This window comes from Marinobacter sp. es.048 (assembly GCF_900188435.1).
Taxonomy (GTDB): Bacteria; Pseudomonadota; Gammaproteobacteria; order Pseudomonadales; family Oleiphilaceae; genus Marinobacter.
Genome location: NZ_FYFA01000001.1, coordinates 428,645 through 440,600, shown reverse-complemented (window position 1 = coordinate 440,600; position 11,956 = coordinate 428,645). Strand labels below are relative to the sequence as shown.

Genomic DNA, 11,956 nt, shown 5'->3' with positions numbered 1-11,956 from the left:
GCCCCGGTGAGGCTACTGACAGTAAAACAAAAAACAGGTACCTACCCTCGCGGAGATCACATTTTGCGGCAACGGCTTGAATTGGCGCTCCCATCGGTGACGTCATTGATGGTGGCCCTGCTACTGGCCACGGCCATGATGCCGTCTTCAGCCAGTGCAGCCGGGCCCTGCCATGATGGCGAGATTGTACTGGATGGTGGTGTCGAGAATATTCGTGATCTGGGCGGCTGTATCTGGTACCTCGAAGATCCGGGGCAGGCACTGACTCTGGATGAGGTTCGAACACTCGAATCGGACGCCTTCACGCGCCAGGAAGGCGGCGTGTTGAACTTCGGCTACACCGAGTCCGCATATTGGGTGCGCCTGGATCTGCGTTCCGTCCGAAACCTCGACCAGAACGGATGGATCCTGGAACTCGCCCTGCCCCTGGTGGATGAAGTCGCCCTGTTCATGGTCCGTGACGGCGCCCTGGTTGAGCAGCGCCACGCCGGGTACGAGGATAACTGGGCTGAACGCGATCTGGCGGTCCCCAACCCCACGTTCCGCCTTTCCCTGGCGCCGGATTCGCTCAGCCATGTCTATCTGCGGGTGGTCAACACCAACACTTTCCGTTTGCCGATCAGCCTGTGGCACCCAGACAGCTATATTGAAAAAGTCTCGGTGGATGAGCTGGTGCGGGGCATACTGCTCGGTGCGGTGCTCGCGATTCTCGCCTACAACCTGTTCGTCGCGGTTTCCGTGCGCGAGCGGAGCAACATTTATTACGTGCTCTACCTGGTGTTCGCGACCATCTTTATCTTTACCGAACAGGTTCACGGTATCCAGTTGCTCGAGAGCCGGCCCGCCCTTTTCGACAAGCATTTGCTTCATTTCCAGATCATTCTGACCTGGTTCTGGGGCCTGCTGATGGCAAGGTCACTGCTGGAGACCCGGGAGCGATCTGCCGACCTTGATCAGGTCATCCGCCTCTGTCTCTATTCGGTGGTCGCGACTTTTGTGCTGTCCCTGTTCCTGCCCTACCACGTGGCCATGGAATGGATTGTGGTTGGCTCTGTGCTGTTGAGCCTGATCCTGATCGTTGTCAGTTACCTGTCCTGGCGTTATTACAACCCGGCGGCCCGTTCCTACTTTTTTGCCTGGACCCTGGCCCTGGTAGGCTTCGGCATCTATGCCCTGACGGTGATGGGCATACTGCCACTGAACACCTTCACCGCCTACTCGCCCCAGTTCGGCCTGACCGCCCAGATCATTCTGTTCTCGTTTGCCCTTGCCGACAGGATCAAGCAGGTTCAGGGCGAGGCCCTGGGCTGGAGCCAGCGGGCGTTGTCGAATCTTCAGCGCTACCAGTCGCTGTTCGACAATGCCATAGAGGGGGTGTTCCAGATGTCCCCGGACCGGCGTTTTGTGACCGCCAATCCGGCCATGGCCCGGCTGCTGGGCTACAACAGCAGCCGGGAACTGTTAAAACGCAATCCGGATGTACTGGAAACCTGCATCGCTGATGACCGCCTGCGGCGGCTGGTGATTGAACAGCTGGAGGCCTGGGGGACAGTGAAGGGTATTGAGGCCCGATACCTGACCCGGAATGGTGACGAACGCTGGGCCACCATTTCGCTGCACACAGTGTATGACGCCGAGGGCGAGCCGACCCACCTGGAAGGAACCTGTATCGACGCCACGGAGAGCCACAACCGTCAGAGGATCGAGCGGGAACGGGAGCACGAACGATTGGAAAAAGAGCTCGCGCGCAATTCAGCGGAGGCAAAGAACCAATTCCTGGCCAATATGAGCCATGAAATCCGTACGCCGCTGGCGGCGATCATCGGGTACGGTGAAACCCTGCTTGATCCGGACCTCAGTGGTCCGGAGAAAAGAAGCAGTGCAGAGACTGTGGTGCGCAGCGGGCGCCATCTGCTGGACCTGGTCAACGACATCCTCGACCATTCGAAGATCGACGCCAACAAACTTAATGTGGATATCGTGTCGGTCAATCTGCCGGAACTTCTCGATGAAATCCGCGCCTTTTTTGCCCCCCGGGCCCGGGAAAAGGGTCTGGATTTCAGCATCATCTGCGAGTACCCATTGCCGGAGCAGGTCCGTACCGACCCGACCCGTCTGCGTCAGATCATCATCAACCTTTGCGGTAATGCTCTGAAGTTTACCGACAAAGGGTCCATCTCCCTGATGATCCGCTGTGATCGCGACCAGGAATTGCTGGTGGCCAGGGTGGTGGATACTGGCATTGGTATGAAGCCGGAACAGTTGGGGCGGCTGTTTGATCCCTTTGCCCAGGGCAGTGCGGCCATTTCCAGGCAGTATGGTGGAACCGGCCTCGGGCTCAGTATTTCCCGGCGTCTGGCCGAAATGCTCGGCGGCAATATCCGGGTGAATAGCACCTATGGTGAGGGCAGCGAGTTTGAGCTTTCGATCCGGACGGGGCCACTGGATGAGGTTCATTTTCTGCGCGATGCCTCGGAGCTCAGCCAGCGCCGCAGGGCCATCCCCTTGGTGGTGGCGCCACGACTGTCGGGGCGTATTCTGTGTGCCGAAGACAACGAGGTGAACCGGCGGCTTGTTTCCTTGCTGGTGTCACGAACCGGCGCCGAGCTGGTCTATGTGAGCAACGGAGCGGAAGCCCTGGAACTGGCGATTCGCGAACCTTTTGATCTGATCCTGATGGACATACAGATGCCGGTGATGAATGGCCGTGATGCGACGGCGGCACTCCGCGAAGCCGGGGTGAATACGCCGGTGATCGCCCTGACCGCCAATGTGATGTCCGAAGACATTGCCGACTATCGGCTGGCGGGCTGCAATGAACATCTGGTGAAGCCCATCGACAAGCAGCGCTTCTATGAAACCCTGGCTCGATACCTGTCGGTCACCCCGGAACTTGCCCACAGCCCAACGCCGCGCTATCAGGGCAAAGTGCTGGTTGCCGAAGACAACATCGAGAACCGTCAGCTGGTGGAGCGTATGCTGCGTCGGGAAGGTCTGGACGTCGTGGCTGTTACCAGCGGTGAGGATGCGGTTCGGACAGCATTATCCGATACTGTTCATCTGGTGCTGATGGACCGTCACATGCCGGGTATGGATGGTGTTGATGCCACCAGGTTGCTGCGCCAGGCCGGGTTTCGGCGGCCGGTGATTGCCTTCACAGCCGGCGATCAGCAGGAAACCGATGCATTGCTTGAGGCCGGTTGTGACGGCGTGCTGAACAAGCCCATTGATCAGTCCCACCTGACGGCCCTGCTGGATCGACTGCTGGGCACGGGGCCCGTTTTCGCCGCGGATACCGGCGAAGACGCCGAAATTGCCCACCTGGTGGCGGAGTTTCTTGATGGGCTTGCCGCGCGACGGACCCGAATGGACGCCGCGCTGGCGGACGCCGATCGTGAAGCAATGAAAACCGAAGTCCACCAGATCAAGGGCACGGCGGGAGCCATGGGCTATCCGCTGATGACTCGACAGGCGGGTATACTGGAAGATCTGCTGAAAGTCACTGAGCCGGACTGGGACAGTGTTCGCAGCGAACTGAAGGGACTCGGTGAAATGATAGACCGTGCCCTCGCCGCTGGGGAAACCCCGGGGTGAGGTGTGCCGAGAACAACCAACAGGAAGAACCCGATGAGTGAGCTGCCGGAACGCCGAGAACACCATTCCCTGAGCATGATGTACGGTACCTATGCCGACATCCTGTTCGTGCTGTTTCCCTTTCTGATTATCGGCATGCAACGACTTTGGGAAGGCCAGCTTTACGAAACCCTGCTCCGGCCAGACCTGAGTATCGCCGCCGCTATTCTTGCCGGTCTTGCCATCGGCAAGTTCGTGCTCGGTCTGGTGACCAACCGGGATCTCGGGCGTTACAAGGAACGGATCGTTTTCTTCATCGCTCTGACCCTGTTCGTGGTACTGGGCCCGTCAATCATTCTGATCCTGAGTATACTGGGCAGTGCGGATGTGCCCGCTTTTGTCACCTTTGTTCAGCCGATCCTTCTGATTATTGCCATATCCCTGTACACAACGGCCGTTAGCATCAGCAATATCCTCACACGCTTTGGCATGGAGGACGGGACGACGGCAAACCAGGAGACATTGCGACGGTCTGACGACAGTGACATGAGCGAGCCCCGACCAGCGCCGCTGGACCTGCCGCGGCGCCCAGGCACCGACCCGACAGCTTGAGAGGAGCAACCCACATGACGGATCTGAAAGTGCTGGTAGTGGAAGATGAGCCGGTGATGCGAGAGCGGCTGGTGGACATGCTCTACAACGCTGGCGCAACCAAAGTGATCGAGTGTATTGACGCGGCTTCCGCCAGGACGGCTTTCAAGGCCGGGGAATTTCACATCATCCTGCTGGATCTGGGGTTGCCGGACGGCGATGGGCACGAGCTGATGCTGGAATTCAAGGAAGCCCGTGAGGAGCAGCACATTGTGCTGGTGACGGCGGATGATTCCATCGAGAGTATTCAGCGGGCGATCAGTGCTGGTGCCAACGGGTACGTGGTCAAGCCCTACTCTCAGGAAAAGATTCACGATGTGGTGAACAATTACGCCATGGTTCACGGCGGCGATATGGCGATGATGCAGGGCCTGAACCGGCGCCACTGACCGGTTCAGATACGCGGCTTCTGAATCAGGCGACCTGCCGTGCGATCCAGGAATTGTACCGGGTCGCCAGTGCTCTGACGTACCTTGCCTCGGCGTCGTTCGTATTGCCCAGGACGCCCTTGAAGATCCAGCCCCGCTCATACACTCCCAGCACCCGCTGTTCGTCATCCAGATTGACGCGCTGATTAAGTTTTTTGCAGATTGCATCCAGCAGCGGCAGCTTTTCCGGACGCTTGATCGGACCCTGGCGATTATTCATGGGCTGGTTTGCTGCGCGAGTTGTCGGATGTCTTTTCATGATGTTCTCCTTGTCGTTCTGCGGCTGCAAAAACAAAACCCCGGTGCCTGAAGCAACCGGGGTTCCGCGGAGAAGCTGACCCGGTCGCTACATAGGCTCCCGGGACTGACCGAAAGCCGTTAGATGTCTTTTACCATCGCGCGAACAGACTGCCCTGCATGGCAACCTGCTGCTGTGTAAGCAATAAACTGTGGAATCATTCTGGTCATACCGGCTCTTGAGTTTCGGTTCGTTTACCAGTGTATAGGCTAATGGGCCGTTTGCAATAGGTCTGCATCTTCGGCAAACCCCTACAGACTGCCCCATGGGCCGTTGGCATAATATCGTCGTCACGTGTTTTACGTTGTGCAATCCTGACTGCCTGCCGCGCCAGGCAGTCAATGGATCTCTCCTTTCTACGCAGCCTTTATGGCTGCGTTTTTTTTGGGTAGTGGAATCTTCGTAGCCACTACTTCGTACAGATTTTCCTGGCGATAATTCGCATACTACCTTTCCATTTATTGCCATAGACAGATAGAGGTTGAAACCTAGCAAAATGTCCGACGACGCCGGATCTGCCAGTAGAAAGTTCCGTTCCCATGCATTGATTGAGCTCGCCCTGATTGTCGCCTTGGGTCTTTACCTGCTTGCCGCGCGGGAGCAGGTCGTGGGCGAAAATCTGGTGTTTACCGTTACGGGGGCCGCTCTTATGGTGCTGGTGACCTACTGGACTCTGAATACCCTTCGGGATGGTCTCGAAGTCATCGCATTGCGGGTCCGCCACTTCAGGCACTGATCCCCTGATACAGGATCAGGCCTGACTGCTCTGACCCGTTAAAGGGGTCATAGTCTCACGGTCCCGGTCAATCCTTGCCCAGGTTTGGTGGAGGATCAGGGCGTCATTTGCCGCCCGGTGCACTGGCAGGCCAAGTTCCGTAATCACCTGCTGACGAAGCGCCGACCATTGGCGCACCTGCCGGGTATCCAGAAGTGCTGAAATGGACTCCAGCTGAAACGCCGGGCTAATGCGGGCCGCCCTGAATAACCGGTGCAGCCAGAAGCTGTCGAACGTCCAGGCATCGCAAAACACCTGCTCCGGCAACAGTTCGTTCAGGGCTCTGGCCACTTTACCCACGGCAATGCCATCCGCTTCCAGAGTCTCACGGGAAATGCCGTGTATCTGTTCAGCGCTTTCCGACCAGTCCTGCCAAAGGACATGGGGGCAGATCAGCCAGCTATGGAGGGCGCCATCCGGCATGCAGATCCCCACCTCGATGGGGTAGCTCGCGATCAGATCAAGGCTGGATGCCTCGAAATCGATGAATGCCGGCTGGATAGTGGTCATGGAGTCAGTGTAGCTGATGAGTTGTTTTTCGCTGAGTTTACCCGCCCGGCAACCGAGACGCGAACTCAACCTGTGCCTGCACTGTTACAATATGTCCATTCATTGTAAAAGCCCGATGACAGCAACAGGTAACGGGCGCAACAGTAAACCAGCCAACATCCAATGGCACCATACGGGGAGCCCGAATGACAGACACTGTGGTTGTAATCTATTCCGGGGGCATGGACTCCTACACCCTGCTGCACCTGGCCAGGGATCGTGGATATCAGGTGCATGCGCTCTCCTTCAATTATGGTCAGCGTCACGTCCGGGAACTGGAGTGCGCGCGTTCGGTATGTGAGGCGCAGGGTATTCCCCACAAAGTGATTGATATCCGGGCAATGAGTGAGGTGATGGCCGGTTCATCGTTGACCTCGGATCTGGAAGTCCCGGAAGGCCATTATGAAGAAGACAGCATGAAAGCGACCGTGGTGCCGAACCGCAACATGATCCTCCTGTCACTGGCGACCGGCTACGCCGTAACCGTGGGTGCCGGCGCTGTCTGGTACGGGGCTCACGGAGGCGACCATGCCATCTACCCGGACTGTCGCCCGGAGTTCGTGGAAAAGATGGATGCTGTCTGCCGAGTCGCCAACTACGACCCCGTGGGCATTGAGGCGCCTTTCATGACTATGGACAAGGGCCAGATCCTGGCCGAAGGTCTCCGCCTGGGCCTGGATTATTCGCAGACCTGGACCTGCTACAACGGCCGTGAGCAGGCCTGTGGCCGTTGCGGCTCGTGCGTTGAGCGCCTGGAAGCGTTTGCTGTCAATGGCGTGACCGATCCTCTGGAATACGAGGACGCAGTCTGATGTATCGGGTCAAGGAAGCCTTCTACACCCTGCAAGGCGAAGGCGCCCAGGCTGGCCGGGCTGCCGTGTTCTGTCGTTTCAGCAAGTGCAACCTCTGGACCGGTCGTGAGAAAGACCGCGCCACTGCCGTCTGCAATTTCTGTGATACCGATTTTGTCGGCACGGACGGCCAGAATGGTGGCCGTTTTGAAACGCCAGGAGCCCTGGCCCGTCACATACGGAATCTCTGGCCGGACGCGCCCGGCAAGCCTTATGTGGTTTGCACGGGTGGCGAGCCGCTTTTACAGCTGGATGGTGCCCTGATCGAGGCGTTCCACCGGGAAGGGTTCGAAGTGGGGGTAGAGACTAATGGCACCCTGCCGGCTCCTGAAGGCATTGACTGGCTCTGCGTCAGCCCCAAAGCCGATGCCCCGGTGGTGATCGAGGCCTGTGACGAGCTGAAACTGGTGTATCCGCAGCCCCTGGCTATGCCGGAACGATTCCTGGGTATTCGCGCGAGCCATTATTTTCTGTCGCCCATGGCCTCCCCTTCGATACCCGAAACGGACGTGGACGGAATCAAGCAAAGCAATACCCGCCGTGCTACTGACTACTGTCTCGCGCATCCCCAGTGGCGTCTTACTCTGCAGATGCACAAGATCATCGGGATTGACTGATCAACCGGTTGCCAGTGCCCGCTCGGCCGACGTCAGGGCGGATCTTGACGGCGCGTTGCGGTAGTGACTGGGGCTGTTGTCGGTCCAGCGCTTGAAAGCCCGGGTGAAGTTCGCCGCATCGGCGTAACCGAGGGCGTCGGCAATCTGGCTCAGGTTCATGCTGGTGCTGCGGAGCAGATCTTGTGCCCGTTCCAGACGGACCTGGTCCACCAGCTGCTGGAAGCGGGCTTCTTCTTCCTGAAGTCGCCGTTTGAGTGTCCTTTCGGAGACAAACAAGGTGCCCGCAACCCTTGCCAGTTTCGGTGGGAAGGGGTGACTGGTTTCGATCACCCGCCGGACCCGACAGGCAAATCCGGCGTCTTCGGTCAGCTGCCCCAGCGCCTCCTCGCACTGGGCTTTTGATGAGGCCGCCAGTTGGTCGTCGGTGAAGCGCACGGGCAGATCCAGGCGGGCGGTGGGGATCACCAGGGCATTCTCCGTGGCACCGAACTCAACCAGTACCGGGATTTGAGAGCGGAACCGGTGAAAATAGGCCGGTTCCGACCCGCGCCGAACAATCCGCAAGCCATCAACTACCGAGCCTGTCAGTTGCGCGCCCATGGAAACGCAACCGAACAGCATGGCGTCCATGATAAACCCGTGCAGGGGGCCGAGATCGATGTCACAGCTCACAACGTACCACGCCAGTTTCCCGGTTTCCCGCTTACAGACCTGAAGATGGGGCACCCGCAGTGTCAGGTATCGGGTCATCAGCTCCATTGCATCGCCCAGGGTGCGACTGCTCATGACCGCCGTGCCGAGAGCTCCGTGCAGTGGTAGCTTGAGTTCCCGGGCGAGCATGATTCCGAGTCCCGGCTCGCCGCTCTCGATAATTGCGCGGGTGACAAATTCGCTGGCCTGGGTCTGACTGACCCGTAGATCGGTGGATTGCAGACGGGCCGGGTCGAGTCCGACCCGGAGCAGAAGGTCCTGTTCATCAACACCGATAGTATTCAGCAGCTCGGCCAGAAGATGCAGGTAAATGGCCGGCATGCCCAGGTCCTGTGCCGTTGAAACGGAGGCGCGCATGGGGTTTCCTCGTCTGATTCTGTTCTTGTTATCTCGCAGAACGCGTAGTTCAACGATTATGGCGCCTCCCGGTTCGTTCCCCCATGACTTCGCTGACGAAATAAATGGCCTGAAAGGCCAATTAGCGGCCGGTTTGCAGGAGGCACCTCGGTGGCTCACTGGCCCAGCCGCCGGGCCTGAAGCATAAATCGTTGTCCCGTGCGGGCAACCATGGGCCGGGCTTCAGCGGACAGGGCTTGAAACTCAGAGCTCCAGGTCAACAAGAACCGGGTTATGGTCGGTGGACCGCCAGGGCCACTGCCGGTCAACAGCGTACTCGTTCTGGTGGCCAAGAACCCTGGGCTCATCGGCATTCACCAGCCAGCTTCGAGCACCAACGACCCGTGGCTTCAATGTCTCGGAGGCGAGGGCGTAATCCAGCGACCCTTTCTCGCCACGGTATCGGTAGGTGTAATGGCCACAGCTGGTTTCTGTGCAGGGATGGAAGTGGTGCATCATGCTCGCGAAGCCTGCCTGGGCCAGTACCGCAATGGGTTGCTCACGGCCATAGCTGTTCAGGTCACCGATAATCAGGGTGCCGGCCGAAATGTGTCCCCTGGAGTGGATGCCGGACCAGCCGGCCAGTGCCTTTGCTTCGTTCGTCCGGCGACTGGCGTAGCACCCCTGGCCATCGGCTTGATCCCGATCATCGCCCTTGGCGCCCCGACAGGATTTTGATTTCAGGTGAGGAACGACCACCCTGACAGTTGCCTCGCGATCGACGCGACTGAAATCCTGGGCCAGCGGCGGCCGGCCACCGGATCTGAACGGGCCGCTGGCAAGCCGTTCCGGTCGGCCAATGGCGCTGACACGGTCGCTGCGGTAGAGCAGGCCGGTCCGGATCTCGTCATCACCATCCTGGCCTGGGGTGCTGACAAACCGCCACTGACTGCCCAGAGCCCCGGCAAGGCTGGCGATGGCACTGTGCGCGCCGTAGCCGTCGTTCTCGAGTTCCGTGAGCGCGAGGATATCGGGATCGGGGGCCAGAAGTGTTTGCACCAGCCGCTGTTGCTGGCGCTGAAACTCCGCCAATGTCTTTGCGCCCCTGGTTGTTGGAAATTGCCCGCCACGACCATCGCCGTTGAAAAAATTACCGAGATTCAGTCCCATAATCCGAACAGGATCTAGGGACTTCGGCGCGGGTCCTCTAGGGTTGGTGGCCAGGAAAACGGGGTCCTGGGCAGGCTGGATTCGCCAGGCATCGAAGCGGAAGTCCAGTACCCCGACAAGCCCCTCAATCTGGTCGCCAGAGCGCACGGTTGTCGCGGACAAACCCCCGGGCGGCCAGGGTATGGGTCTGGGGTCTCTGATGGAGCGGTTGTCGTCCAGCAGCACGCGGTTCTGACGGTTCCGGATGGATGCTCTGTACGCCTCGTCGCCAGGAGGAAGGTACTCAGTGGGTTGGACCTGATCTGCGGCTGCCAGCGCCAGTTCGCCGTAGCGGCCGAGGTTGTAGTTATCCACCACCGTCAGTCGCTGATGGAAAGTCACCTTCATGTTCTCCAGATGTTCCTGAACCACGGTCCAGGGCAGCGCCACCGGGATGGCTGCGGGCAGTGCTTCCCGCCCGCAAATCCGGATGTTCCGAATGGCCACCAGTTCAGTCAGTCCGTGGTATTCCTTCACCTTGCCGGTTACCCGCAGTCGCATGCCGACATCGGCGATATCGCGATCGGTGTAAACAAACAGCGCCTCGGATGTCGCGGGATTTTGGTCGGTCTGGTGGTCGGCCTGTTGAAGATAAAAGCCGCCAAATCCGCCTTCTGACCGGGAATCCTGAGTCAGAATGCCCTCGACAGTGACGGTATCGCCTGCCAGAGGCGAGGCCGGGCCGGTGCCCTGGACCCGGGAAATGGGTGTTGCGGGGTCACCACAAACTGATTCTGCCGCTGCCACCACAGGCAGGAACGACAGAATCAGGATACAGAGAAAGGAATACCGCCGGGTTTCAGAATTCACACTGGCAGTTTAACTGAGACCGGCAACGGCTTTCAGAGCCTGTTCCCGTTTGCTGCCAAATCCCAACTGGTCCGGATTGGCCAACTCAAGCTGCTGTACGAGCGGATCCGGATGGTGGTTGTCGAACGTAATGCCGAGCCGAGACAGCACATAGGGGGCGAGTGCGGCACGGGAGGCAACTTCCAGGCGGCCATGCTCCATGCCATAGTCCCGGGCGATGATCTGTTGTTGCGCCTGGGTCAGCCGTTGGTCGGGGGTAACTACCAGGGTCACCTCCCGGTTCCAGTGCTCGTCCTGCTCCCGGCTGTGTGTTGCACGCTGACGTAAAGCTTCGGGCGAAGTCCGGAAACGGCTCAGGGCAAAATCCCGGAATTCCCGGTTGGAGTCGCACCAGGCCCGCAAGTGCCAGCTGTTGCCGGCACAAACAAGCGTGTGGGGTTCAAGAATGCTTTCCACCGCTTCCGGTCGACTCAGGGAAGCGTAGCTAGCGCGCAACTGCCTGCCCTGCCGTGTTGCCGTCACCACGGCACGCATGGTTTCCGGCGCAATCACCCGGCTCGGGCCCAGGACCACGGTGCTGTCCGGCAGACCAATATTCAGGGACTCAAACGTATTGCTCAGGTTCTGCTGACGGGCAAGCAGATCCAGGTATTCGTTCACCACCCCCCGCGTAACTACCGGACGAAATTTCTCGGCCGGCACATAGCCTTTCAGGTGGCGGTCATAAACCAGATTGCCCGGCGCCAGTTCGCGCAGATAGGTGTTGATATCCTTGGACGCCTGCTGACGACCGATCCCGAAACTGTGGCAGATGTGGTTGGTAGTCAGACGACCTTCCCACAGGGCAATCGTTTCGATGAGTCGATAGCGAAGCAGCAGATCCCAGCGGATGGGCCAGTCCGTTTTTTTCATAACCAGGCGCTCACGGTCCAATGAATAGCTCGTTTTCATGTTACCTGCTCCGGCACTCATGGTCTGTTACGGCGCATTAATGTAAAACCCTGTTAAACCGCTACACGGCGGCCTTTGCGGGTTTTTGTGATGCAGTTAACAGGTTTCGGGAAGTGCCTAGTGGTTTTACCTCCCGCTACTGATCTAATACGTCGCCGGTAAAGTCCGGGACTTGTTGCTATGTTGTTTGTCGTCCA

At 58.9% G+C, this 11,956-nt stretch carries 11 protein-coding genes; 6 read left to right on the top strand and 5 right to left on the bottom strand.

The genetic code is table 11. The annotated features are described in order from the left end of the window. Positions 1 to 108 precede the first annotated feature (108 nt). The 3 genes from CFT65_RS02110 to CFT65_RS02100 are packed head-to-tail and all read left to right on the top strand — an operon-like array spanning position 109 to position 4,613. The gene (locus CFT65_RS02110; RefSeq protein WP_228705826.1) at positions 109 to 3,594 is read left to right on the top strand and encodes a response regulator; all 3,486 of its coding nucleotides are present in this window, start codon (positions 109 to 111) and stop codon (positions 3,592 to 3,594) included. Between the two features lie 33 nt (positions 3,595 to 3,627). Beyond that, entirely contained in the window at positions 3,628 to 4,185 is a 558-nt protein-coding gene (locus CFT65_RS02105) for a hypothetical protein (RefSeq protein WP_088826393.1), read from the top strand. Between the two features lie 14 nt (positions 4,186 to 4,199). Then, positions 4,200 to 4,613 (top strand): response regulator, encoded by a 414-nt coding sequence (locus CFT65_RS02100; RefSeq protein ID WP_088826392.1) that lies wholly within the window; start codon positions 4,200 to 4,202, stop codon positions 4,611 to 4,613. Between the two features lie 25 nt (positions 4,614 to 4,638). Here the strand turns inward: CFT65_RS02100 and CFT65_RS02095 are convergent, their stop codons facing one another. Then, positions 4,639 to 4,911, bottom strand: coding sequence for a hypothetical protein (locus CFT65_RS02095; RefSeq protein WP_088828126.1), 273 nt, complete (start codon positions 4,909 to 4,911; stop codon positions 4,639 to 4,641). A gap of 520 nt (positions 4,912 to 5,431) precedes the next feature. Between CFT65_RS02095 and CFT65_RS02090 the strand changes: the two genes are divergently transcribed. After that, positions 5,432 to 5,686 (top strand): hypothetical protein, encoded by a 255-nt coding sequence (locus tag CFT65_RS02090; protein ID WP_228705765.1) that lies wholly within the window; start codon positions 5,432 to 5,434, stop codon positions 5,684 to 5,686. Between the two features lie 15 nt (positions 5,687 to 5,701). Here the strand turns inward: CFT65_RS02090 and CFT65_RS02085 are convergent, their stop codons facing one another. Continuing rightward, the gene (locus CFT65_RS02085; protein WP_088828125.1) at positions 5,702 to 6,235 is read right to left on the bottom strand and encodes a hypothetical protein; all 534 of its coding nucleotides are present in this window, start codon (positions 6,233 to 6,235) and stop codon (positions 5,702 to 5,704) included. A 185-nt stretch (positions 6,236 to 6,420) separates the two neighbouring features. Between CFT65_RS02085 and queC the strand changes: the two genes are divergently transcribed. Next, on the top strand, positions 6,421 to 7,086 hold the full coding sequence (gene queC, locus CFT65_RS02080) for a 7-cyano-7-deazaguanine synthase QueC (RefSeq protein WP_088826390.1): 666 nt from the start codon (positions 6,421 to 6,423) through the stop codon (positions 7,084 to 7,086). Next, on the top strand, positions 7,086 to 7,742 hold the full coding sequence (gene queE, locus CFT65_RS02075) for a 7-carboxy-7-deazaguanine synthase (RefSeq protein WP_088826389.1): 657 nt from the start codon (positions 7,086 to 7,088) through the stop codon (positions 7,740 to 7,742). Before queC ends, queE begins: the two co-directional genes overlap by 1 nt. Here the strand turns inward: queE and CFT65_RS02070 are convergent, their stop codons facing one another. The 3 genes from CFT65_RS02070 to CFT65_RS02055 all read right to left on the bottom strand — a co-directional run bounded on the left by CFT65_RS02070 (position 7,743) and on the right by CFT65_RS02055 (position 11,759). Beyond that, entirely contained in the window at positions 7,743 to 8,810 is a 1,068-nt protein-coding gene (locus CFT65_RS02070) for an AraC family transcriptional regulator (RefSeq protein ID WP_088826388.1), read from the bottom strand. A gap of 243 nt (positions 8,811 to 9,053) precedes the next feature. Next, positions 9,054 to 10,808 carry an ExeM/NucH family extracellular endonuclease gene (locus tag CFT65_RS02060; RefSeq protein ID WP_088826386.1) on the bottom strand — a complete coding sequence of 585 codons (1,755 nt, stop codon included), beginning with the start codon at positions 10,806 to 10,808 and terminating at the stop codon, positions 9,054 to 9,056. 9 nt (positions 10,809 to 10,817) lie between these two features. Continuing rightward, the gene (locus CFT65_RS02055) at positions 10,818 to 11,759 is read right to left on the bottom strand and encodes a helix-turn-helix transcriptional regulator (RefSeq protein WP_088826385.1); all 942 of its coding nucleotides are present in this window, start codon (positions 11,757 to 11,759) and stop codon (positions 10,818 to 10,820) included. Positions 11,760 to 11,956 lie beyond the last annotated feature (197 nt).